This is a genomic window from Aquiflexum balticum DSM 16537, assembly GCF_900176595.1.
Lineage (GTDB): Bacteria > Bacteroidota > Bacteroidia > Cytophagales > Cyclobacteriaceae > Aquiflexum > Aquiflexum balticum.
This window is the reverse complement of the sequence record NZ_LT838813.1, coordinates 4,533,568-4,556,613: the sequence shown is the minus strand read 5'-3', so window position 1 is coordinate 4,556,613 and position 23,046 is coordinate 4,533,568. Positions and strand designations below refer to the sequence as shown.

Annotated in this window: 22 protein-coding genes; 15 read left to right on the top strand and 7 right to left on the bottom strand. The window is 39.0% G+C overall.

The features are described from left to right. Nucleotides 1-133 precede the first annotated feature (133 nt). Nucleotides 134-1,483, bottom strand: a complete 1,350-nt coding sequence (locus tag B9A52_RS19255) for a M28 family metallopeptidase (RefSeq protein ID WP_084121996.1) — start codon at nt 1,481-1,483, stop codon at nt 134-136. Nucleotides 1,484-1,551: 68 nt separating this feature from the next. On the opposite strand from B9A52_RS19255, the gene B9A52_RS19250 reads away from it, so the two are divergent. From B9A52_RS19250 to B9A52_RS19230, 5 genes are all read left to right on the top strand, one after another. Further along, entirely contained in the window at nt 1,552-2,067 is a 516-nt protein-coding gene (locus tag B9A52_RS19250) for a DinB family protein (RefSeq protein WP_084121995.1), read from the top strand. Nucleotides 2,068-2,172: 105 nt separating this feature from the next. Continuing rightward, the gene (locus B9A52_RS19245; protein WP_084121994.1) at nt 2,173-3,843 is read left to right on the top strand and encodes a DUF6909 family protein; all 1,671 of its coding nucleotides are present in this window, start codon (nt 2,173-2,175) and stop codon (nt 3,841-3,843) included. 198 nt (nt 3,844-4,041) lie between these two features. Further along, nucleotides 4,042-4,617, top strand: coding sequence for a YceI family protein (locus B9A52_RS19240; protein ID WP_084121993.1), 576 nt, complete (start codon nt 4,042-4,044; stop codon nt 4,615-4,617). An 11-nt stretch (nt 4,618-4,628) separates the two neighbouring features. Next, nucleotides 4,629-5,924 (top strand): hypothetical protein, encoded by a 1,296-nt coding sequence (locus tag B9A52_RS19235; protein WP_084121992.1) that lies wholly within the window; start codon nt 4,629-4,631, stop codon nt 5,922-5,924. A gap of 13 nt (nt 5,925-5,937) precedes the next feature. Continuing rightward, on the top strand, nt 5,938-6,459 hold the full coding sequence (locus B9A52_RS19230) for a hypothetical protein (RefSeq protein WP_084121991.1): 522 nt from the start codon (nt 5,938-5,940) through the stop codon (nt 6,457-6,459). A 186-nt stretch (nt 6,460-6,645) separates the two neighbouring features. Here the strand turns inward: B9A52_RS19230 and B9A52_RS19225 are convergent, their stop codons facing one another. The 3 genes from B9A52_RS19225 to B9A52_RS19220 form a co-directional block, all read right to left on the bottom strand. Next, entirely contained in the window at nt 6,646-8,043 is a 1,398-nt protein-coding gene (locus B9A52_RS19225; protein WP_084121990.1) for a tagaturonate reductase, read from the bottom strand. Nucleotides 8,044-8,055: 12 nt separating this feature from the next. Continuing rightward, nucleotides 8,056-8,148, bottom strand: a complete 93-nt coding sequence (locus B9A52_RS26580; RefSeq protein WP_157370221.1) for a glucuronate isomerase — start codon at nt 8,146-8,148, stop codon at nt 8,056-8,058. Nucleotides 8,149-8,239: 91 nt separating this feature from the next. Then, entirely contained in the window at nt 8,240-9,262 is a 1,023-nt protein-coding gene (locus tag B9A52_RS19220) for a LacI family DNA-binding transcriptional regulator (protein WP_084121989.1), read from the bottom strand. Nucleotides 9,263-9,885: 623 nt separating this feature from the next. Here B9A52_RS19220 and B9A52_RS19210 point away from each other — a divergent pair. The 5 genes from B9A52_RS19210 (at nt 9,886) to B9A52_RS19190 (ending at nt 14,235) form a co-directional block, all read left to right on the top strand. Beyond that, complete coding sequence (locus B9A52_RS19210) at nt 9,886-10,278, top strand: VOC family protein (RefSeq protein ID WP_084121987.1); 393 nt, start codon at nt 9,886-9,888, stop codon at nt 10,276-10,278. Nucleotides 10,279-10,465: 187 nt separating this feature from the next. Further along, nucleotides 10,466-10,753, top strand: coding sequence for a DUF1330 domain-containing protein (locus tag B9A52_RS19205; RefSeq protein WP_084121986.1), 288 nt, complete (start codon nt 10,466-10,468; stop codon nt 10,751-10,753). A 104-nt stretch (nt 10,754-10,857) separates the two neighbouring features. Further along, nucleotides 10,858-12,000 (top strand): glycoside hydrolase family 26 protein, encoded by a 1,143-nt coding sequence (locus tag B9A52_RS19200; RefSeq protein ID WP_084121985.1) that lies wholly within the window; start codon nt 10,858-10,860, stop codon nt 11,998-12,000. 36 nt (nt 12,001-12,036) lie between these two features. Then, complete coding sequence (yiaK, locus tag B9A52_RS19195; protein WP_084121984.1) at nt 12,037-13,035, top strand: 3-dehydro-L-gulonate 2-dehydrogenase; 999 nt, start codon at nt 12,037-12,039, stop codon at nt 13,033-13,035. A 75-nt stretch (nt 13,036-13,110) separates the two neighbouring features. After that, nucleotides 13,111-14,235, top strand: a complete 1,125-nt coding sequence (locus tag B9A52_RS19190; protein WP_084121983.1) for a peroxiredoxin family protein — start codon at nt 13,111-13,113, stop codon at nt 14,233-14,235. Nucleotides 14,236-14,418: 183 nt separating this feature from the next. On the opposite strand, the gene B9A52_RS26395 is transcribed toward B9A52_RS19190, so the two are convergent. Together B9A52_RS26395 and B9A52_RS19180 are read right to left on the bottom strand one after the other, a co-directional pair. Then, nucleotides 14,419-15,027 carry a sugar O-acetyltransferase gene (locus tag B9A52_RS26395; protein WP_084121982.1) on the bottom strand — a complete coding sequence of 203 codons (609 nt, stop codon included), beginning with the start codon at nt 15,025-15,027 and terminating at the stop codon, nt 14,419-14,421. An 11-nt stretch (nt 15,028-15,038) separates the two neighbouring features. After that, the gene (locus tag B9A52_RS19180) at nt 15,039-16,685 is read right to left on the bottom strand and encodes a UxaA family hydrolase (RefSeq protein ID WP_084121981.1); all 1,647 of its coding nucleotides are present in this window, start codon (nt 16,683-16,685) and stop codon (nt 15,039-15,041) included. Nucleotides 16,686-16,791: 106 nt separating this feature from the next. Here B9A52_RS19180 and B9A52_RS19175 point away from each other — a divergent pair, with 106 nt between their 5' ends. The 5 genes from B9A52_RS19175 (at nt 16,792) to B9A52_RS19155 (ending at nt 21,765) form a co-directional block, all read left to right on the top strand. Further along, the gene (locus tag B9A52_RS19175) at nt 16,792-17,787 is read left to right on the top strand and encodes a sugar kinase (protein ID WP_084121980.1); all 996 of its coding nucleotides are present in this window, start codon (nt 16,792-16,794) and stop codon (nt 17,785-17,787) included. Between the two features lie 206 nt (nt 17,788-17,993). Next, complete coding sequence (locus B9A52_RS19170; RefSeq protein ID WP_084121979.1) at nt 17,994-18,653, top strand: beta/alpha barrel domain-containing protein; 660 nt, start codon at nt 17,994-17,996, stop codon at nt 18,651-18,653. Further along, the gene (locus B9A52_RS19165) at nt 18,654-19,634 is read left to right on the top strand and encodes a TRAP transporter substrate-binding protein (RefSeq protein ID WP_084121978.1); all 981 of its coding nucleotides are present in this window, start codon (nt 18,654-18,656) and stop codon (nt 19,632-19,634) included. A 344-nt stretch (nt 19,635-19,978) separates the two neighbouring features. Continuing rightward, the gene (locus tag B9A52_RS19160; RefSeq protein WP_084121977.1) at nt 19,979-20,464 is read left to right on the top strand and encodes a TRAP transporter small permease; all 486 of its coding nucleotides are present in this window, start codon (nt 19,979-19,981) and stop codon (nt 20,462-20,464) included. A 5-nt stretch (nt 20,465-20,469) separates the two neighbouring features. Next, on the top strand, nt 20,470-21,765 hold the full coding sequence (locus tag B9A52_RS19155) for a TRAP transporter large permease (protein WP_084121976.1): 1,296 nt from the start codon (nt 20,470-20,472) through the stop codon (nt 21,763-21,765). A 252-nt stretch (nt 21,766-22,017) separates the two neighbouring features. Here B9A52_RS19155 and B9A52_RS19150 read toward each other — a convergent pair whose 3' ends face one another. Further along, on the bottom strand, nt 22,018-22,893 hold the full coding sequence (locus tag B9A52_RS19150) for a PIG-L deacetylase family protein (protein WP_084123604.1): 876 nt from the start codon (nt 22,891-22,893) through the stop codon (nt 22,018-22,020). Nucleotides 22,894-23,046 lie beyond the last annotated feature (153 nt).

Here is a 23,046-nt window from a genome sequence, read left to right as displayed (position 1 = left end):
GTGGTGAGTTTATTGAGAATTCTCAAGAAAAATTCCTTAAAACCCCATTCATAGGCGAAGATAACTGTCCCTTATGGAAACCATCTTGCATAGAATTTCAGGATTCTATAGAAAATTCCATGTGGTTTTTGATTTACCGCGTTAAGGGTTGAGGGAAAACAGCCATGCTTTCATGACCTCCTTCTCCTACTGCCTGAACGGCAAAGAAGAAATTGTCCTTCGAATACGGTATAGTCAATGTCATTTCTTCTGTATAAAATTTCTTCTGCCACATTGACTCATGCGTTTCTCGCATCAGTACATAATATCCTTTGGCTGACCCATTTTGAGGAGAATCCCACTTCAATGTAGAAGTATTGCTCAATCGACGTACATCAATGACCACATTTTGAGGTTCCGAGGGGGCAGAGGCCATTGAGGCCAAAGAAGCTAGATTGATGCCTGTAATTTTTCTCATGTATTCGAAATCAACAAATTCGGGTAAGTCACCATATTGAATACCGTCTTCAATTCTTACATTCTCATGTTGGTGGTAATAATTTTCGTTCATTTCACAGACCCGAATAGCTGTAAACCCCTCCCTTGCAAAAGGAGTATGGTCGCCACCTCTTAAGAATCTGTCATTTCGGTAGACCAGTTTGACCTCGAGTTGATCTACATATCTTTCTCCGACCTCTTTCATATAACGGGCAAGTTGTCTGGATTTACTGTCATTTTCGCCATTGGTGTAGCGTCTTATAGCAGCCATTTGTTCGGTTTCCGCGGCAGGCACACCTTCCGAAAATATTCTCACTTGTGTATTGTCATTGATGTTTGTTTGGGAGGAATGACTGTTTCCGATCATATCATTATTGAGCATGGCTACCAGATTCCAGTTGTCTTTCTTTGCTTTTTCGGCTAAGTAGGCAGCTCCCTTCAACCCTTGTTCTTCGCCGGAAACAACTACAAAAATGATGGTTGCCGGAAAAGATTTCTTCGACATGATTCTGGCCAGTTCAATAATTGCCGCTACACCTGAACCATCATCATTTGCTCCGGGGGCATCTATCTTTTCATCCATGACGCTAAGTGCCCTGCTATCTATATGCGCTGAAATCAGGAAAATTCTGTCATCATTCGGATCCGTCCCTTTCAAGGTAGCCATGACATTTCCCGACTTGCTGTCTGTTGGAATTCTTCGGCCATCCGCAGGTATCGTAAAAGAATCAATATACGAAGTCAACCTTCCATTGGAATGCTGCTCAAATGATTTGAAATGATTAAGGACATAATTCTGAGAGGCCAAAATTCCTTCGTTGCCATTGTCCGCACTCAATGTATGTCGGGTTCTGAAACCGGCCAATTCCCGTACATATTGCTCCAGTTTGGTAGCGGAAATTTCATTTATCATTTGGTCTATACCAGCATCCCTTAATATTATTTGAGTTTGACCAATGGCTAAACTGATATTGAAATATGCGATCAACAGTAAAATTCTTTTCATTTATAGTATTGCTGTAGGTGAATGGCTTAAATTTACCCCGATATAAATTTAATTTAAACGGTTTTTACATGAATGAAATATTAGCACCTCAAGAAGGCGAATTTGCACCGTTTTATTCGGGGTATGTTGCTTGGGTCATAGGAAAGGATATTCCGAAACTTTTACTTTCACAGATTGAGGAGGTAAGGTTTCTTTTCGAAAAGATGGGAGAAGAAAAAAGCCTAAAGGCTTATGCACCTGGGAAATGGACTCCGAAGGAGGTATTGGGACATATAATTGATACAGATAGGATAATGTGCTTCCGGGCTTTGTGTTTTGCCAGGGGAGAGAAATCTGAACTGCCGGGATTTGATCAAGATACGTATGTTTCCAATGCACATTTCAATAACATTCCATTGCCAAAATTGCTGGAGGATTTTGAGATGTCCCGATATTCACTGACTTCACTGCTTCAATCTTTGCCTGTAGATTCACTCACAAACATCGGAATTGCAAACGGAGCCAATGTCAGTGTCAGGGCTTTGTTCAATATAATTCCCGGACATACCCAGCATCATTTAAACGTCCTGAAAGAAAAATATTGATTGGTTAACACTAGGGTAAAGTGAACAAAACAAACAAATAATCTGAAAACCAGCCTTTTTTTTATTAATTTTGTTGAATTTATCTAAAAAAGAAATTTTAAAATTATGCAAAGAACCAGAGCACAGGAATCACGGGCGGCAATCGAAAAACTCTATATCACCATGAGGCACCTCTTTATGAGAGGGTCCTATAAGCCGATGGGTGTATCAGGGGAGTCTCTTGTGGATTCACTTTTGGTGTTGAGTCCTGAAATTTACGGGTTGATTACAAAGGAGGAAGAGATAGAGCTGGAAGGATTGTTATATGTCATGGAAAGGCTTCCCAGGGGAATTGAAGAATGCCGGTATATCAGATTAATCAGCAGGGAGGGATATGAGAATTCCACATTTCCTGCAATTGTGCCTGCCAAAAGAAAGAGGAATTGCTATAGGGTGGACAAAGATCAGATGTATGTGGAAATGACCCGTGGCAGGTCTGATATTTATGATATTCTTACCCATTTGACATTTCTATATATTGAATCAGAGAAAATCAAATCAAACAGTACCGATTTCAAAGGAAGGTTTGATTTGAACTGGCAGATGTTGGAAAAAATCATCGAAAAAGAAGAGAATGGAGAAGATTTTGACAAGGAAGTCGGCTGTTCGTACCTTAGTCATGTCATTGGTCGGACATTTGATGAGACTCATGCGGCAGTGCAGAAATTTGAAAGTTCTCCGCATACCTCTAGCCTGTTTTCTATTGTTTACCATTTGGGTAAACTCGCCATCGACGAATCATTTAAATCTTTGGATAGGGAAATATCTTTTTCTTCAACCCTAAGGCTTCGTGTGGGGCATCATGTTTACGGAGAATTATGGGCCAATAAAATAAAATCGGTTTTGTTTGAGGAAGGATTGTTGGATCGTCCTATACATGTGGTATCTGCCAATCTGCATAGTTTTTTAAATACCATTTATGGTCATCAGGCATTTGGACTGACTTCTTTTGATCAAATCGAAAGTTTGGCAATGGATATCAGCGTGGGTGCAAAGAACCATAAAGGAAAAGATATCCTTACTTATGCCCAGAAAAATGGTTTCATCCAAATCAACGATGAATCTGGCACAAATATCAATGTACAGGTTTTCGATACGGCACGGATGTCAAAAGAAACTATTTTACCCGGACTCAAGATTCCCAAAGAATTGAACAAAAAACCCATTATTGTGGTCATGGATTATGCTTTTGGAGAACAGGCTTATGAATGTTTTGACGAACTGCTTAAACCTTTCGAGACATCTGAAGGGAAAAGCTACCCTTTGGATGTACATTCAGCATCAATTATGGGTAAGGCAGGTATTTTGACCGGAAAAAAAGGGGATATAATGATACCCGACAGCCATGTTTTTGAAGGAACAGCTGATAATTATCCCTTCAAGAATGAACTGAAAAAAGAAGACTTCGAAGGTTTTGGTTTGGGGGTATATCAAGGCACGATGTTTACTGTATTAGGCACCTCTCTTCAAAACAAGGATGTCTTGAGTTATTTGATGGAATCTTCATGGAGTGCAATAGGGTTGGAAATGGAGGGAGCTCACTACCAAAAAGCCATTCAAAGCGAAAGCAGGATCAGGCAAAGCATCCGGAAAAATGTAAAAGTATTGTATGCCTACTACGCTTCAGACAACCCTTTGGAGACCGGAAGTACCCTGGCATCGGGTGCACTGGGGATGGAGGGAGTCAAACCGACCTATTTGATAACGTATAAAATACTCGAAAAAATATTTTCATAAAAAAATAAAATTTGTAAATATTTCGTTTTTTTATCCATTTACAGAATCTCTGCTATGTTTTTAGCAGAGATTTATTTTTTTATACTGTTTTTCAAGAAAGCGGAGACCTGTGTTATAAATCATGGGATTAACTGATTTTTGTCATGTTTTCAGACGCCATTACTTCCCAATATTGTATAATCAAAAAACAATATGAACATGAAGCACAACGGTTATTGGATATTTAGGATCATGGTTCTGGTTCTCATATTCACAGGTTCACAGTTATTAGCCCAGACAAAATATACCCTGGCACCATCATCAGAAATGAAGATTTCCGGTGGATCTACCCTACATGATTGGGATATGACTTCCAACGCAGCAAAGGGAGAAGGGATGTTTGTAATGGAGGGTAATCAATTTAAAGGTATCAAAAGTTTAAAGGTTCAAATGGAGGCCGAAACCTTGAAAAGTGGTACCAGGGGTTTGGATAGCAATGCCTATAAGGCTTTGGATACCAAGAAGAACAAGGACGTAAGTTTTACCTTGAAAGAAATTACAGGAAGTGGCAGCAGCTACCAGGCAAAAGGGGATTTCACTATTGCGGGAGTTACAAAACCTGCATCCTTTCCGGTGAAGCTTACCCAATCAGGTTCAAATCTGACTTTTGAGGGAAGTTTTGATACCAAGCTTACTAACTTCTCCATTGATCCACCCACAGCATTGTTGGGCACAGTAAAAACACACGACGACATCAAAATATCATTTAAAACAATATTTCAACCTTCAAAATAAAATACACAACTATGAAAAAGCTCATAATCACAGCAATTGCTTTCCTCGGATTTTTGTTTTCCGGAATGGCACAGGGACTTCAGAGAGACGTTCAATTCTGGAGACCATATGATCAAAGAGGTATAAACATCTTTGAAACAGGAAAAGAAGATACCGTGGCCTTCGAAGGCATGAAAGTAAGAATCGGTGGACACTTTGCACAACAATGGCAAAGCCTTAGCCATGAAAATACTGCCACGCCGGTATTGAATGCAAACAATGTGAATGTCAATCAACTTATTGATATTGGTGCGGGTACTAACCTTGCAACTGCCAACCTTAACATTGATGTTGAATTGGCAGATGGTTTGAGATTGAACCTGATGACTTATCTTTCCTCAAGACACCATCCGGAAACCTGGGTTAAAGGTGGATACCTTCAGGTTGACAAGTTGGGCTTCTTGAATTTGGGTAATACAGACTGGTTTGACAAATACCTAACCGTCCGTGTTGGTCACATGGAAATTAACTATGGTGACGCACACTTTAGAAGATCAGACAATGGTAATGCCATGTGGAACCCATTTGTTGGTAACTACATCATGGATGCATTCACTACTGAAGTTGGTGGAGAGATTTTCTTCCAAAGCAACGGCTGGTTGGCCATGGCTGCTATCACAGGTGGTGAAATCCAAGGCGGTGTAACAAATCCGGATAACAGAAAACCAAACTTTATCGGTAAATTCGGTTATGACAAATATGTGGCTGATAATTTGAGAATTAGATTAACAGGTTCTGTATACACTACAAAAAGTTCTCAAAGAAATACACTTTGGGCAGGAGACAGGGCCGGGTCAAGATATTATCTTGTAATGGAAAACACGCTTGCAACTACTTCCGCAAACTTTACCTCAGGTAGATTTAGCCCAAATCAGACAAATAACATTACTGCCTTTGTATTCAACCCTTTCATCAAATTCCATGGCTTGGAGTTTTTTGGTAACTTTGAGAGATCAACCGGTAAAGCCAGAAATGAAACAGATGACAGAACTTGGAACCAAACAGGTGCTGACTTGGTCTACAGATTTGGTAGTCGTGAAAAATTCTACTTGGCTGGAAGATATAACAAAGTAAGTGGCCCATTGGCAGGATCTGGACTTGAAGTAAGTCTTGACAGAATCCAAGTTGGTGGTGGTTGGTTTGTAACTAAAAATGTTCTTGCTAAATTGGAGTATGTTAGCCAAAACTATAACGACTTTGCTGCCACAGATAGGTTCAACGGTGGTAGATTCAATGGTCTGATGATCGAAGGAGTGATAGGCTTCTAATCCAAAAATTAATATGCGTGTCCTTTTAATCCTTTTTCTGATCCTTTTAAATCCCGACCTCAAAGAAAGAGAAGTCATCGTCACCAAGAAAGTAATTACTGTAAGTGGACAGACTTCTATAGGCGGATTCAATTGTGATTATGCTAAAAACGGTTTAAAGGACACGCTTTATATTGACTATGACAAATCCGGGAAAGATTTGATTTTTGATATACCGGTCAATGATTTTTCATGTGGCAATTTTTTACTGAACAGAGATTTCAGAAAAACCATCAAGGCGGAACAATTTCCAACAGCTAAAGTCAAAGTGCGAAATCTGAAGTCCAATTATGGACATTATACCTGTGATCTTTCGGTTGACTTGGTAGGAAAAAAACTCAATTTCCCAGCCCTGGTATTAAAAAGAACTCCTGCAGGTGTTTCAGGATATTTGGTTTTAAGCTTTGAAGAATTGGCATTGGAAACCCCCAAAAAAATGGGAGGACTGATCAAAGTCGAGGAAGAACTTCATTTGGAAATACAACTTGGCTTTTGAACAAGTTTGAAATAAGCAAAAAATGATTTTTTTACTTTTTCTAAATGGCTGCGGTAGAGTAAATTGAATTCATCCAACCGATTTAATTAAAATCACAATAGTTGAAAAGAAAAAAGGTAGGAGTGGAGAATAGGAAAGACTGGGAAATGATTTTTGACTTGGTCCATTTTCTTATCAAAAATTAACTCAAACCAATTCTTCCAATTGTTTCAATACCTCCTTCTCCAATCCATCGAACTTTCGTAAATCTTCCCCCCAGAAATCAACTCTTCCAAGTGTTTCAGAAACAATAAAAGATAGCTCTTCTTCCTTCCAAATCTTTTCAAAGAATTCCAAAACATGAGCATCATCTTTTAATTCAATAGTTTCTTTACCTGCTTTACCACTATAAAATTTTAACAAAGCGGCAAGAGACCGGGTGAGATTTTTGGGCCAATTACCTTTTCTGCTATGGTATTCCAAAAGACTGGGCAATACCCGGACTTTAAATTTGGAAATCGAATTCAATGAAATGGAAATCAATTTATGATGGATAAATGGATTTAGAAACCTATCCATTACATCTGATGCAAACTGTTCCAATTCCTCTTTTGGCAGATCAAGTGTGGGGATAATTTCTTCGTAGATAGTATCTGAAATAAATTTTCCAATTTTTTTGTCTGCTACAGCTTCTCTGACAGTTCTGAATCCACTTAGGTACGCAACAGGCACCAAAGCAGAATGGGCACCATTCAAGATCCTGACTTTTCTGGTACGGTATGGACTTTGGTCCTGAACGAATTTTACCTGAAGTCCAGCTTTTATGGCAGGAAAAATTTCTTGCAGATTTTCAGGACTTTCTATTACCCAAAAATGAAAGGGTTCGGCCATAACCACCAAATTGTCCTCAAATCCCAATTCATTCTGTATTTCCATAATATTTTCTTTTGGAAAACCTGGGACAATCCTATCTACAAGAGTATTACAGAAAATGTTATGCTCATTTAGCCATTTGGTAAATGTTTCCGGTAGATTCCAAAGTCTGGCGTAATCGAGAACTGTGGATTTTAGTTGTATCCCGTTTTTATCGATCAATTCACAGGGTATAATGACTAACCCTTTATCAGGAGCTCCTGAAAAATTATTAAATCTATGAAACAAAAGAGATGTTAATTTTCCGGGAAAAGTCAAAGGAAGTACTTCGAAAGAATTGTCTGAAGAATCAAATATGATTCCTGCTTCAGTAGTATTGGAAATCACAAATTTCAAATCTTTATTTTCTCCCAACTTCAAATAGGCATTATAATCCTCAAACGGATTGGTCACTCCCTTAACACAAGTAATGAGTCTTGCTTTTTGAACTATTTCACCTGATTGAATCCCCTCTAATTTTACGTGGAACAAACCATCTTGGGAGTTCAATAAATTTCCCATTCCTTGGGACAGTGGCTGCACAATCTGGACATCGCCATTAAAATCAGTCTTCTCATTCATCACATCAATCATCCAGTCCACAAACCCGCGAAGGAAATTTCCTTCACCGAATTGTAAAACCTTTATTGGCCTTTCCGGAACTTTTATGTTATTTCTATTGAGTGGTTTCATTCTTTAAGGTTATTAAATTTTCCTGTTGGTAGCAATGTCATTTGGAGAAAGATGGCAATGGTAATCAATGATGGGCTGCTTCGATGAGTAATCATGATAAAGCAATTTTTAGAATTAAGCTTCCAACAAAGAATCTTCCCTAAGGAATTTTGATTTTGTCAAAACGTTACTTTTCATGATATTGATACTCAATAAGTTAGTTTTTTTGAGTTGATTTCCTGACAATCAGTTCAGGCTTTAAAACTGTTTTTTGTGGAACTTCATCTTTTTTGCCATTCTTTATCAATGCAAAAAATGTTTCCGCGGTGACATGTCCCATGGGAATACTTTTTTGATCTACCGTGGTGATAGGGGGGTCTGTAAATGATGTGAAAGGTTCGTTACCAAAACCAGCTAGCATCACTTGTTCGGGAATTTTAAATCCTTTCTCTTTGAGTATCTGCATTGCCCCCATAGCTGCATAATCGGAACTGGAAAAAACAGCATCAAAGGATATTCCTTTTTTGATAATATTTTCCATACTATTCCTGCCATCTTCTAATTGCAAATTGCTTTCTTCAATCAATTCAGCGTTAAATGAAATGCCATGATCTTTTAAGGCATCCTCGTATCCACGCATTCTATCTTTGTAAATACTGATCTTTTTGGGACTTGTAAAATGCACTATCTTTTTACAACCCCCTTTGATCAGATGATCCACAACTTGATAAGCACCAAGGTAATCATCAATGACCACCTGACTGACTTCGAGTTCATTGGTGATTCGGTCAAATAGAACTAAAGGGATCCCTTTGTCAAGTACTTTTTGAAAATGATCAAAATTTTCAGTGTTTTTGGCTATGGAAGCGATAATCCCATCAACACGTGCATTCAGCAAGGCTTCAACCGTGTCAACTTCCTTTTTATAGCTATCATAGGATTGGGAAATAATAACCTTATAATCGAGATTATTGGCAATTTCTTCAATGCCCCTGACGACTGATGAAAAGAAATTCCTATTGGCAGTTGGAACAACCACCCCAATTAATTTACTTTTCCCACTTCTTAAGGCCGAAGCGATATGATTTGGTTGATAATTAAGATGTTTAGCCATCTTAATGACCAATTTTTTGGTGTTCTCAGAAATTCGTGGACTATCATTTAATGCCCTTGAAACCGTTGAGGCAGTTATGTTCAGCTTTTCCGCTATGTCATGTATGGTTGCTTTTCCTTTTTTCATTTTTTAGAGTTTAGCCCTGAACTATCTGGATGAGACATTAGAGAACAACTTTTATCATCTAAAGGATGATTGGTATGTCGGGTCTCTAAATTTATATGCATTAGTTTAAAAATATTAAAATGTAATCGTTTGCGCAATATAACATATAATTGAACAATTATTCAAATGTTATACGTAAATATTTCAGAATACAGATTCTAATATTTCCATATAATATTCTAAAAAACAAGTTAAATAGCAATTAAAACTCTTTTTCTGAAAAAATATTTGTCATAAGCTTTGTTCTTAGTTAAATAATTTTATTAATGCAATCGATTGCTCAAATATGTCTTATTTATTCAAAAAAAACCTGAATTTGCCAATTCAAATTGTTTGATTTTAAAATTTTATCCAATGCTGGGAGGGATGATTTGATATCCATTTTATCAAAGCAAAATATTTATACAGTAATAATTGAATTTGATGATGCTCCCCATATTTTTTGGTTGTTTGAGCCTTGGTTTGAAAAGGTTTTGAATGGGGTAATTGAATTTCATTTGAAAATCAAATAAAATCCAAACGAAAAAGATGAATATCATTAGCTATTAAAAAAAGATTCTCAAATTAGATAAAAATCAAATACTATGAAATTCGAGCACTTTGCACTTAACGTTGAATTCCCTTTGGAAATGGCAGACTGGTATGTGGCACACTTGGGACTGAAGATGGTGAGGACTATGGAAACTTCACCTTTTATGACTTTTTTGGCAGATGATAGCGGCACTATCATGCTAGAAATCTACCACAATCCCAAAGGTGCAATCTTGGAGTTTGGAAAGTTGAATCCCTTGGTCGTCCACCTGGCTTTTGTGTCAACAGATCCAATGAAAGATAAAGACAGGCTGCTCAATCAGGGTGCCTTCTTGATATCTGATGATATTTTGGAGGATGGGTCTCACTTGGTCATGTTGAGAGATCCTTGGGGTTTGGCGATCCAGTTTTGTAAAAGGGCCATACCCATGTTGAAGACCCAATAATTTCCAAATAATCTTACCGATCTCAGGAATTGGATTTTTCAATCACTTTCATTGATCCCACCCTTTAATCCCATAAATTTACAAACCACGATAACCAAGAAATTGAAGTGATCAAACCGATTTGTTCAATTAGAACCATTCAAATCAAATCCAAAATCAACAATCTACAATCTAAAATCCCCTAACCATGCCCGCCCTCGTCCTAGTAGAAATCGAAATCCACAATCCTGAACTTTACGAAGAGTATAAAAAACATACCTTGGGCACCATCCAAAAATTCGGAGGCCGTTTTGTAGTACGTGGTTCAAAAACCGAATCCTTGGAAGGAGATTGGAATCCTGAAAGACTCGTCATTCTTGAATTTCCGGATGTCCAAACAGCCAAAGATTGGTGGGCCTCACCGGAATATACCATTGCCAAAAACATCCGGTATCAAGCGGCAAACTCAAAGATGTTGGTGGTAGAGAGTCAATAAGTAGGGAAAATTTAAATCCACTTTCAAATCATTGGTATAATTTTTCTTCTCTGAGTCAAGGGAATGAGTTATTTTTCGTTGACCGAATGAAACATCCGATGACTATGAAAACCCTTTCCAACTTCACCTTTCGTTTTTTATACGTCATAGTTTCCTGTTTTTTTTTGATAGGTTGCACAAGTTTGAAATATGGCAAGCCGATTGATTCAAATGCCACAAAAGAAACGGTAAACCTGTACCACAATCTTGCAAAATTATCTAAAAACCACACCTTGTTTGGCCATCAGCATGCTACTGAATATGGGCATGGCTGGACGGGGGAGGAGAACAGGTCGGATGTCAAATCGGTTACTGGTTCCCACCCTGCAGTAATTGGAATAGATTTAATGGGCTTTTCAGGGAGTTCTGAGGACATTGTCAAAAAAAACAAAGACAATCTCAGAAAAATTGTTTCGGATACATATGATAGGGGCGGTGTGGTTACAGTGGCTTGGCATTTTTCAAATCCTGTTTCAGGAGGTGGGTTTTATTGGAAGGATTCTATTTCCAAGCCAGCTGTCAGGTATATCATTCCTGGTGGTGAATCTCATGATATCTATAAAGAAATTCTGGATGGAATAGGAGAATGGGCCAAGTCTGTTAAGGGAAATGATGGGAAATTGGTGCCGATGATTTTCAGGCCTTACCACGAGTTTGACGGGGATTGGTTTTGGTGGGGCAAAAAACATACCAGCAGGGAAGAATTTATCAGTTTATGGAAATTTACCGTTTCGTACCTACGGGACTCTTTGGGAGTCAATAATTTTATATATGCCTTTTCACCTGACAACAGATATTTGACTGAAGAGGAATATCTGGAAAGGTATCCTGGTGATGAATGGGTAGATATGGTAGGGATGGATAATTACGGTGATCTGGGAAGAAACAGAAATTCTGTAGATACGGCGGCTTTAAAACTGAAAATAGTTTCGGATTATGCGATCAAAAAGAAAAAATTAGCGGCCTTTACAGAAACCGGATTGGAATCCATTCCTGATACAACCTGGTGGACAGAAACCTTACTCAAAACCATGAAGAAGGAAAAACTGAGAATGTCCTATGTTTTGGTCTGGCGAAATGATTCCAGAAGTCCAACACATTATTACGCTCCATTTCCAGGTCAGGTCAGTGTTCCGGATTTCCTTAAATTTTACGGAGATCCTTATACCATCTTTGAAGATGACCTGAAAAATATTTACAGAAAATGAATTAACTCAGTCTTTACCCGAGTCCAATAAAAGATCATGAGAATAGCCTACAATGAAGTTACCCCGATTTTAAATGAAATTTTTATTAAATATGGTTTCTCAAAAGAAAAAGCGGATTTATGTGCGGAACTTTTTGCAAAAGCAAGTCTGGAAGGAGTCCCTTCCCATGGATTGGACAGGGTTCCGGTTTTTTTGAAAATGATCAGAAACAAACTTGTCTTTCCCGAAAAGCAGGCCGAACTTAAGGATGCTTTCGGTTTTTTTGAAAGATGGAACGGTAATTTGGGCCCAGGCATGCTGAATGCTTTTATTTGTATGGATAGGACAATTCGTTTATCCAAAGAATTTGGAATAGGAATGATTGCATTGCAGAATACCAATCATTGGATGCGGGCTGGAAATTATGGTTGGCAGGCTGCAGCGGCAGGTTGTATCGGAATTTGTTTTACAAATACGAAACCCAATATGCCCGCTTGGGGTGGAAGCGAACCAAAATTGGGGAATAATCCCTTGGTAATTGCAATACCCAGAAAGTCAGGCCATATCGTGTTGGATATGGCCATGTCTCAGTTTTCCTATGGTAAAATGAATACTTATCTCCGTGCAGGTAAAGAAATGCCTTTCGAGGCAGGATTTGATCACGAAGGAAAACTTAGCAAATCTCCTGCTGAAATCATTGAACATGAATTGGCACTTCCCATAGGACTGTGGAAAGGGGCAGGACTTTCATTGGTATTAGACATGTTGGCGACCATATTGTCAGGAGGTCAGTCAACCCATCAAGTGGGACAAAGCGGGGAAGAATACGGTCTTTCGCAGGTGTTTATCTGTTTGGATCCGAAAAAATTGGGCATGGATACTTGGTCAGATGAAAAGCTCGATGGTATTGTAGCAGACTTTAAAGCCTCAGCAACTTTTACAGACAACGAAATCCGCTTTCCCGGAGAAAAAATTCCCGAAATCAGAAAGGAAAACATGGAAAATGGAATTCCTGTAGCTGAGGAGGTATGGGAAAAGATTTTGGGGGAGCGGTGAGATTATTAAAATTCAGGAGTTTCACTTTCAAATTTTGAATTAAATTCTTAATTTGAAAGTGAAACAATTTAAGGCATGCTTCAAAAAATTCTTTCAAATATTTTCCTGATAGGGACTTTAATGATTTTTGGGTGTGAACATAAAATTACACCGGAAAAACTTTTTGATTTAAGCAAAGACAAATACCTCAATAGTGAATACTATACTTACCAAACTGTTTTGATTTGGCCACATCCTTTTTTGGATGAGATTGATACATTCAGATACCACCTTCAATTCGAAAAATTCCCAAACCAATACTATAAATACAACATTATTGGTTCCGGTGAAAAGTATGATTTAGTTTACATTGACAATGTGATGAATGATTACTTCCACCTGGATAGCACTGCCATAGTTTACACTGAGGAGCAAATGGAGAAAGAAGGGGATTCATTTAAAAACAGCATGTTTTTGGTTTTTGGGCCGATCAATATTTTTGAAATGCCTGATTTTGAATATCAAAAAGACACATCAATTTCCGGAAAAATAATGAGGAAATATTTAAGGGTGGATATGGACACATTAATTGAAGACATTAAAGTTTACAAAGAGCTTCATATTTATATCAATCCAGCGAATTCAGAAGTACCATTAATCAGATCCATGCTTTATAATAATGGGAAAAAGCAGCAGTTTATTGATGCTTGGTTTGAAAACTATGTTTTCGAAGACCGGAGTCCAGGATTGACGTATGATTTGCCGGTAGGCTATACCACCAAAGTCAGAGGAGAGGAAAAAACCAATAGAAACCTGCTTTCAGAAGGAAGTAAAGCACCTGATTTTGAATTACAGAATATGGAAGGCAATACTGTCAGTTTAGCGGACTTTAAAGGAAAAAGGGTTTTTTTGGATTTTTCCATTATCAACTGTGGTTGGTGTAAAGTGGCTTTAGATGAGTTTTCCAAACCGGAGTTTGAATTTGCTGAAGATGTGGTTCCACTGTATATCAATCCTGTTGACAATAAGGAAAGGTTGAAAAGCTATCTTAGTAAAATCGACATCCCTTTCCCTGCGTTGACTGATGCCCAAAAAACAGGGGAAGCTTATGGTGTAAGCGCCTATCCCTCATTTTTTATTATTGGAAAAGATGGGAAAATTGAAGCGTCATTTGCTGGATATAATCCTGATTTGATTGAGAAGATCAGAAAGAGTAAGTAGAAGTATTGAAGGTGAGTAGGTGCAAAGCTAAAAGAGTGAAACGACCTGTTTTACCAATTTTTTTACTTGTTGTTTCGGGTATCCCTGATAGTTTAAGTATGACTAGTTTTTTAACTTTAGCGTATTGGATATACTTCATTGAATGGAGGTGTAAAAAACGATTTGGTAAGTGCTTGAATATTTTCAAAAATCGTCCACATCAAATTCCCGGTTTTTATAATAGTATTTTCTGTCCATCTCCGTGATGCTTTTGAGTACCCGGCAAGGGTTACCTACAGCCACCATATTTTCCGGAATATCTTTGGTCACCACACTTCCTGAACCTATTACTGAATTTTTTCCGATTTTAACGCCCGGATTTACCACTGTATTGGCACCGATCCAAACATTATCTCCGATATGGATTTCCATGCCATATTCATATCCTGAATTTCTTGACTCCCAGTGGATGGGGTGACCCGCAGTTAAAATAGAAACATTGGGACCAAACATCACATTATCACCAATGATCACTTTGGCCACATCCAGTATCACAGCATTGTAATTGGCCATGAAATTATTTCCAACTTCAATATTTTTCCCATAGTCACAACGAAATGGTGCCAAAATCATAATATTTGTTCCAGCTTTGCCCAATATATCCCGGATCAATCTATCGATTTTTTCAGTTTCATCGGGACGGCAGAGATTATACTCATAAATTTTCAATTTGGTGGCCAACTGTTCCTCTGCCAATCCGTCCATCCAAGCTTTATATGGCAATTGGGCCAGCATTCTTTCTTTTTGATTCATAGGGTTATCTTTCAAAGTGAAACGCCGCGCTTCCAGGGGATAAAGTCATCCTGGCCCAACTGTACAGCTTTTGGAATTGATTCCCCCGAAGCCACTTTTATAATAAGTTCCAGAATTTCCTCGCCCATTTCTTCAATGGTCTTTTCCCCCGTGATTACTTCCCCGGTGTCTATATCTATAATATCAGGCATTTTTTTCGCCAGGGTCGTGTTGGAGGATATTTTAATGACCGGAGCTATGGGATTGCCTGTAGGGGTGCCTAGCCCGGTAGTAAACAAGATTACGTTAGCACCTGAACCTGCCATGGCGGTAGTGCTTTCCACATCATTTCCCGGAGTACAAAGCAGGTTTAAACCGGGCTTTGATATATATTCCGTGTAATCCAAAACATCCACGACAGGGGAGGTGCCGCCCTTTTTGGCAGCGCCTGAGGATTTCATGGCATCGGTAATCAGGCCATCTTTGATGTTTCCGGGTGAGGGGTTCATATCGAATCCCGATCCCACCGCTTCTGCTGAAGCAGCATAGGCTTTCATCAAACCACTGAATTTTTCAGCAATCACTTCATCCGTACACCTGTTTATCAATTCCTGTTCTACTCCACATAACTCTGGAAATTCCGAAAGAATGGTTTTTCCACCCAATGCAACGACTAAATCCGAGGCATGACCCACAGCTGGATTGGCAGAAATACCTGAAAAACCATCAGAACCACCACATTCCAATCCTATCGTCAATTTACTCAAAGGAGCAGGTTCTCTTTGCATTTGATCGGCATCTATCATGGCCAAGAAAGTCTTTTTGATGGCCTGAGATAGGAGATGTTGTTCTGTTCCCTCTTTTTGTTGTTCCAAAAGAATGACCGGCTTTTTAAATTCCGGATTGATTTTATCCAATTTTTCTTTTAAGATTGTTGGTTGGGCATTTTGGCAGCCAAGGCTCAATACCGTGGCCCCGGCAACATTCGGATTATTGATATATCCGGCAAATAAGGCACAAAGTGCTTCAGAATCCTGACGAATTCCTCCGCAACCACCATTATGGGTCAAAAATTTAATTCCATCAATATTTTTGAAGATTCTGCTTTTTCCATTTAAGGTGTCTTCTTCTACGCTAAGGTTTTCAATTTCGGATTTTTTCCCTGATTTGTACAAATCGGTCATTTGTTGCACAAGAGATTTATAAGCGTTTGGTTTGATAAATCCCAGTTCTTCCACAAAAGCATCTTTGATCACATCGACATTCCTGTTTTCACAGAAAACCAGGGGAATAACCAACCAATAATTAGCAGTTCCCACTTGCCCATCGGGTCGGTGGTAACCTTTAAAAAATTTGTTTTTATATTTGGACACATCAGGTGCATCCCAGGAAAATGTTTCTGATTTACTTCCAAATGAACTGGCTTCATGGATTACATTGCCGGTAGTCAGGGTAGCACCTTCGGGTATCGGTGACATGGCACGACCTACTATAGAGCCATACATATATATTTGTGCGCCGGTTTCAAGATCATATAGTGAAAATTTGTGTTTGGCAGCTATGTCATGCTTCAGGTTGATGGTGCGGTTGTCAAAAAGAATACTTTCTCCGGCCTTTAAATCGGTTAAAGCAACCAATACATTATCTTTTGGATGAATCTGCAAAAATCTATGGTTCATTGGATTATTTTCTTTGTTAAGCGGAATCGTTTGCAAAACTTATTTAATAGAATAGTAAAAATAGAACTATAAGTGAGTATTTTCAAAAAAGTTTTAAACTGTGACCATGAACAAAAAAGTCATCACATTGGGAGACGTCATGATGCGTCTCAGTACTCCAGGAAATGAACGCTTCCTTCAGGCCAGTACTTACCAAGTAGTATTTGGTGGTGCTGAAGCCAATGTGGCTGTATCACTAGCACAATTCGGATTGGATGCTGCGCATGTCACTGCATTTCCTTCCAATGATTTGGGTAAAGCAGCTACAGCATATCTGAGGCAGACTGGTGTGGACACTTCCCATATTTATTTTCAGGAAGGAAGATTAGGTTTATATTTTTTGGAAAATGGATCCATGCAAAGGGCCTCAAAAATCATATATGACAGGTTTGATTCTGCATTTGCAAATTTTTCGGGGGAAGAGATAGATTGGGATAAGGTATTTGAGGGAGCTGATTGGTTTCATTGGACAGGGATTACTCCGGCCCTTTCCCAGAAAGCAGCCGACCTTTGCCTTGCCGCTTTGAAAGCAGCCAATGAAAAAGGGTTGATGGTAAGTGGAGATATTAATTATAGAAGAAATTTGTGGCAATACGGTAAAGGTCCTTTGGAGGTAATGCCCGAACTGATCAGATATACGCATGTGATAGTGGCGGGACTATCTGATTTTGAAAATTGTATGGATATTGAGGCCAAAGATTTTCTGGATGCTTGTCATGAGGCCAAGAAAGATTTTCCACAGATTAAATATATTACCAAAACCAAAAGAGAATCCATTTCGGCTAACCACAATACACTCAGGGGTTCCTTATGGAACGGGGTTGAGGTCTTTAAATCCAACACCTACGAAATGACTCAGATTGTGGATAGAGTAGGAGGTGGGGATGCTTATATCGCGGGGTTGATTTATGGATTGCTTCATTATCCGGATGAGTTGGCTTTGGAATTTGCGACAGCGGCTTCTGTCTTGAAGCATTCTATTCCGGGAGACGCTAATTTGGTTACAGTCGATGAAGTCAATGCCCTGGTCAAAGGGGATAATGTCGGTAAATTATTGAGGTGAATTTGAGACGTGAGATGTGAGACTCAAGACTCAAGACTCAAGACTTAAGACTCAAGACATAGTTACTATTGGGGCCATAAATTAGAGGAGGGAAGAGAAAGTCAAGAAACTAAAATCAGCCTGAAAACTCAATATTTATAATCAACATAACAATTATTACTACTTTCCAAGCCAACAACAATTATAAACCTATTTAACCTACCATTATGTCATTAACACAGGATGAAATATTATTAAAAATGGCTGAAACGGGAATGATTCCTGTGTTTAACCATAAAGATATAGATGTCGCCAAAAAAGTTTTGGATACTTCTTATGAAGCGGGAGTCAGGGTATTTGAATTTACAAACAGGGAGTCTAATGCTTTGGAGGTTTTTAGAAATCTTAGAATTTATGCTGATAAATATCCTGATTTACTTTTAGGTATAGGTACGATTTTCACAAGGGAGGAAGCAAGGAGATTTTATCATGCGGAAGCTGATTTTGTAGTTTCTCCTGCTTTGATTCCTGATGTTGCAGCATATTGCACCATGAAGGGTAAATTCTGGATTCCAGGCTGTGCCACTTTGACTGAGGTATATCAGGCCAAATCTTTGGGAGCAAGATTGGTAAAAGCATTTCCGGGAAACCTGTTAGGCGCGGGCTTTGTCAAGGCAGTTTTATCAGTAATGCCCGAAATGAAAATCATGCCAACTGGAGGAGTAGAACCTACTGAAGAAAACCTTTCGGCCTGGTTCAAATCTGGAGTACATTGTGTGGGAATGGGCTCTCAATTATTTGACAAAAAAGCCATTGAAGAAGGAGATTTCAATGGTTTGGCAAACAATATCAAAAGAGCTTTGGATATCATACAAAAAATAAAATAAATGACTAAATACCGAATACTGATCTTTCTTATTACCGTTTTTCTCTTTTCTACCTGTACAGGTCCGGGAGGGGTGAGGCAAATCAAATTGGGACATGGGCTTGGGGTCACTCACCCTGTACATGAAGCCATGGTATTTATGGCAAAATTGGTTGATGAAAAATCAAAAGGCCAAATGCAAATCCGAATTTATCCCAATCAACAATTAGGCACAGAGCGGGAATTGGTGGAATTGCTGCAGATCGGTAGTTTGGGAATGACCAAAGTTTCATCTGCCACATTGGAAAGTTTTGCTCCCAAAATCCAGGTCTTATCCATGCCCTATCTGTTCAGAGATGATGAACATAGAGATAAAGTTCTGAAAGGTGAGATTGGAAAACAATTGCTTTCGGAAAGTGAAGAATTTTGGTTAAAGGGTTTGGTATACTACGATGCCGGAAAAAGAAGCTTTTATACCAAAACCAAATCAGTAGAAAGCCCAGAAGATTTGAAAGGACTGAAAGTCAGAACCTTGGAAAGCAATATGGCCATTAATATGATCAAGAGTTTTGGCAGTTCTCCGACGCCTGTTTCTTATGGAGAACTTTATACAGCATTGCAGCAGGGTATTGTGGATGGCGCTGAAAACAATCCGCCGAGTTTATATACCTCCAGACATTATGAGGTTTGTAAGTTTTATTCCATCAATGAACATACCGCTGTACCTGATGTAGTCATAGTAAGCACCAAGGTGTGGAATAAGTTGGATGATCAGGAAAAACAATGGATCCAAGAAGCGGCCGATGAGTCCGCTGTTTACCAATATAAATTGTGGGCAGAATCGGTGGAAGAATCCCTGAGGGAAATGGAAAAAGCAGGTGTAATTATTACCTATCCCGATCAGACCCCTTTCAGAGAAGCAGTAGAATCTCTGTATGAAACCATTAAGCTTACCCAACCTGAAATGTATGAAATGGTGGAGCGGATCAGGAGGGTGGAGTAGGAGATGTACTATGTACGAAGTACCAAGTACCAAGACCAGATGCGAGAGACCTTTGATATATCTCTATAAACTGAGAGGGGGTGTGGGTGGAGACACTCACAATGGCGAAGGTTTAGGGGAAGTACCTTGTACCAAGTACCAAGTACCAAGACCAGATGCGAGAGACCTTTGATATATCTCTATAAACTGAGAGGGGGTGTGGGTGGAGACACTCACAATGGCGAAGAATGGTTTGATTTGCAAGTGCTGTAGGCACGACCGATATAATAGCCCTGCAATTTATTGCAGGGTAATGTTTGATAAATTTAAAACCACAACAGAAAATTACAAACAAACCCAAAAAAATGACCAACCAAAATTTCAAAATCAAACTTGACAAGCTTGTTGCCGCCTCGTTGATCATCTTGATGGCGTTGATGGTCATCAATGTTACCTGGCAGGTGATGTCCCGGTATATTTTTCAAAATCCCAGTTCATTTACTGATGAATTGTCCCGATATATGTTGATTTGGCTGGGGATGTTGGGTGCTGCTTATGTGGCCGGGCAGGATCAGCATTTGGCTATAGATATTTTGCCACGGAAACTCAGTGGTATTCCAAAAATGCGTCTGCTGATTTTAATCAATGCCTTAGTCCTGTTTTTTGCGCTGGCAGTGATGGTTTTAGGTGGTAGTAATCTGGTGTATATTACCTATACTTTACAGCAAAAATCAGCGACTCTCCAAGTTCCTTTGGCTATTGTTTATGCTATTATTCCAATCAGTGGATTATTGGTAATTTATTATCAGATTTTTAGTATTCAAAACCATTTCAAAACCCAAAAAGCTTAATCCTCATGGAATATATCAGTATTGTTATCCTTATTTTGTCTTTTATAGTGCTCATGGGCATTGGTGTTCCCGTTGCATGGAGTTTGGGTATTTCCAGTTTTTTTACGCTTATGGTTTCTGTGGCTGTAATTCCTTCTGCAACTACAATTGCCCAAAGAATGGGGACAGGCTTGGATAGTTTTGCCTTATTGGCTATTCCATTTTTTGTGTTGGCAGGAGAAATAATGAATAAGGGCGGAATTGCCAATCGGTTGATAGAACTGGCAAAAGCCTTGACCGGTAGGCTTCCCGGAGGATTGTTGTATGTAAATGTCATAGCGGCCATGTTATTTGGTGCTATTGCCGGTTCGGCTGCTGCTGCTGTCTCTGCAATTGGGGGGATTTTAGGCAAAAGAATGGATGTGGAAGGCTATCCAAAAGGATTGGGTGCAGCCGTAAATATCACTTCTTCCACCACCGGATTGATTATTCCGCCATCTAATATTCTGATTGTTTACTCATTGGCCTCCGGTGGGGTTTCTATTGCCGCTTTATTTATTGCAGGATATTTGCCTGGTATTTTTATTGGATTGGTGCTGATGCTGACTGCTGCTATTTTCATCAAAAAACATAATCTTCCGGCAGGAGAAAGGACGACTGTTAAAGAATTGATTGATAAATTATTCCGTGCGTTTCCATCCTTGATGTTGTTGGTTATTGTAATTGGAGGAATTGTGGGTGGTGTTTTTACAGCAACAGAAGCTTCAGCAATTGCCGTGATATACACATTAGGCTTATCCTTTTATTATAGGGAACTGAAATGGAAGGAGATACCAGCTATTTTGCTGAAATCTTCTGAAACTACGGCCATTGTGATGTTGCTGATTGCAACATCCATGAGTATGTCATGGGTAATGTCAAGTGAAGATATTCCTCAATCGATCTCTGCTTCAATTTTGTCTGTCAGCGACAATGTTTTCGTCATCCTTATTTTGATTAATCTCATTCTTTTGTTTGTGGGTATATTTATGGACATGACTCCTGCGGTGCTGATCTTCACGCCCATCTTTCTCCCTATTGTGATTGAACTTGGAGTTGATCCTGTTCATTTTGGAATCATTATGATTCTGAATCTTTGTATAGGACTATGTACCCCGCCGGTAGGTTCAGTTCTCTTCTTGGGAGTACAGGTTGCCGGAATCAGTATTGAGAAAGCAGTCAAACCCTTGATTCCCTTCTTTATAGCCATGATTTTGGGGTTGGTGGTCGTGACATTATGGCCAGGATTGAGCTTATGGCTACCAAGAATGTTCGGACTGTAGACTTGGGAAACAAGAACCAAGACGGCTAGACCTTTGAGGTTTTCAAAACCTCGAAGGTCTTGTAAAGGCAAGAACTAAGAATCAAGAGTCAATAACAGTGAAACCTTTGAGGTCTTATTTTGACCTCGAAGGTTTTAGTTTCCAGAATTACGATTAAGATGAACAAATAAGCTTAATCCTAACCCTTAAGACCTTCGAGGTTTAAAAAAAACCTCAAAGGTCGTCTCTCTCAGTCTGATATTTTGGAATAAATCACCTTCCTATCATTGGAAACAATCTTCTGATATCATCTTCTGTGGGTCTTGAACCGTATTCGCAAATTTCAAAAAGCTCGACATGTTGGACATTTTGGGCTTTTTCTTTTCCATACCATTTTTGAAGCAGGGCCAGAGAAGCCGGATTGACAGGACTGATCCTTTTTTCTTTTAACCAAGCTTTTCTGGCACCCTTGCCTTCGGGCACTTCATCTGCATAACCACCAATCCAGGGAAGCCATTCATAAAATTGGGATTCGTGCTCATTTAAGGCATCTATTTTTTTATCTATTACAGCAGTAATGTCTATCGCAATATCTGCTTTGAATGGGATGGGCTTCTGAAAATTGTCCTGAAAGTAAAGAAAAACCGGATTTTTTTTGAGTGGGGGAGTATCGGCAGCAATATTTGGAACGCCTACCATGTAAGCTGCATCCTGTACCAGAATGGCAGTGTATCTATGGTCAGGATGGTAATCGTTGGTCCTATGTGAAATGACTACGTCTGCATTCCAATCTCTGATCGTTCTGATAATTTCCAATCTTATGGGCAAAGTGGCCAATAACTCGCCATCATGATTGTCCAATACCTCATAGGTTATGCCTAATATTCTGGCTACTTCTTGTGTTTCGGCTACACGTCTTTTGGCCAAAACGCCACCTCCCTGCTCCATATGTCCTGCATCTCCATTGGTGACTGATATGAATTTGACCTTATGGCCCAATTCGGCAAAATGCGCAGCTGTCCCGCCTCCTTTGATGTCACAATCATCCGGATGGGCACCTATCATGATGATATTCAGAGGCCTATCCTGTGCTTTTGCTGGGGAAAAAAAGTGAAAAAGAAGAATTGTTAGGATGATTGCGTTTTTCATTTTGCTTATTTTGGGAGGAATCAATATTGGTTAATTTGGAAGATATGAAAATCAAAAATTTAAGGCAATTTAAATTTTATAGGGCGTTACAATATTGTTTCGACAGCCGTATTCGCCTTTTTGCAATAGGATAGTTTACTTTCCTATTTGTTT

Bases quoted from the DNA above. Each gene is read 5' to 3' on its own strand.
- B9A52_RS19255 (WP_084121996.1), bottom strand. From the start codon at position 1,483: ATGAAAAGAATTTTACTGTTGATCGCATATTTCAATATCAGTTTAGCC.
- B9A52_RS19250 (WP_084121995.1), top strand. From the start codon at position 1,552: ATGAATGAAATATTAGCACCTCAAGAAGGCGAATTTGCACCGTTTTAT.
- B9A52_RS19245 (WP_084121994.1), top strand. From the start codon at position 2,173: ATGCAAAGAACCAGAGCACAGGAATCACGGGCGGCAATCGAAAAACTC.
- B9A52_RS19240 (WP_084121993.1), top strand. From the start codon at position 4,042: ATGAAGCACAACGGTTATTGGATATTTAGGATCATGGTTCTGGTTCTC.
- B9A52_RS19235 (WP_084121992.1), top strand. From the start codon at position 4,629: ATGAAAAAGCTCATAATCACAGCAATTGCTTTCCTCGGATTTTTGTTT.
- B9A52_RS19230 (WP_084121991.1), top strand. From the start codon at position 5,938: ATGCGTGTCCTTTTAATCCTTTTTCTGATCCTTTTAAATCCCGACCTC.
- B9A52_RS19225 (WP_084121990.1), bottom strand. From the start codon at position 8,043: ATGAAACCACTCAATAGAAATAACATAAAAGTTCCGGAAAGGCCAATA.
- B9A52_RS19220 (WP_084121989.1), bottom strand. From the start codon at position 9,262: ATGAAAAAAGGAAAAGCAACCATACATGACATAGCGGAAAAGCTGAAC.
- B9A52_RS19210 (WP_084121987.1), top strand. From the start codon at position 9,886: ATGAAATTCGAGCACTTTGCACTTAACGTTGAATTCCCTTTGGAAATG.
- B9A52_RS19205 (WP_084121986.1), top strand. From the start codon at position 10,466: ATGCCCGCCCTCGTCCTAGTAGAAATCGAAATCCACAATCCTGAACTT.
- B9A52_RS19200 (WP_084121985.1), top strand. From the start codon at position 10,858: ATGAAAACCCTTTCCAACTTCACCTTTCGTTTTTTATACGTCATAGTT.
- yiaK (WP_084121984.1), top strand. From the start codon at position 12,037: ATGAGAATAGCCTACAATGAAGTTACCCCGATTTTAAATGAAATTTTT.
- B9A52_RS19190 (WP_084121983.1), top strand. From the start codon at position 13,111: ATGCTTCAAAAAATTCTTTCAAATATTTTCCTGATAGGGACTTTAATG.
- B9A52_RS26395 (WP_084121982.1), bottom strand. From the start codon at position 15,027: ATGAATCAAAAAGAAAGAATGCTGGCCCAATTGCCATATAAAGCTTGG.
- B9A52_RS19180 (WP_084121981.1), bottom strand. From the start codon at position 16,685: ATGAACCATAGATTTTTGCAGATTCATCCAAAAGATAATGTATTGGTT.
- B9A52_RS19175 (WP_084121980.1), top strand. From the start codon at position 16,792: ATGAACAAAAAAGTCATCACATTGGGAGACGTCATGATGCGTCTCAGT.
- B9A52_RS19170 (WP_084121979.1), top strand. From the start codon at position 17,994: ATGTCATTAACACAGGATGAAATATTATTAAAAATGGCTGAAACGGGA.
- B9A52_RS19165 (WP_084121978.1), top strand. From the start codon at position 18,654: ATGACTAAATACCGAATACTGATCTTTCTTATTACCGTTTTTCTCTTT.
- B9A52_RS19160 (WP_084121977.1), top strand. From the start codon at position 19,979: ATGACCAACCAAAATTTCAAAATCAAACTTGACAAGCTTGTTGCCGCC.
- B9A52_RS19155 (WP_084121976.1), top strand. From the start codon at position 20,470: ATGGAATATATCAGTATTGTTATCCTTATTTTGTCTTTTATAGTGCTC.
- B9A52_RS19150 (WP_084123604.1), bottom strand. From the start codon at position 22,893: ATGAAAAACGCAATCATCCTAACAATTCTTCTTTTTCACTTTTTTTCC.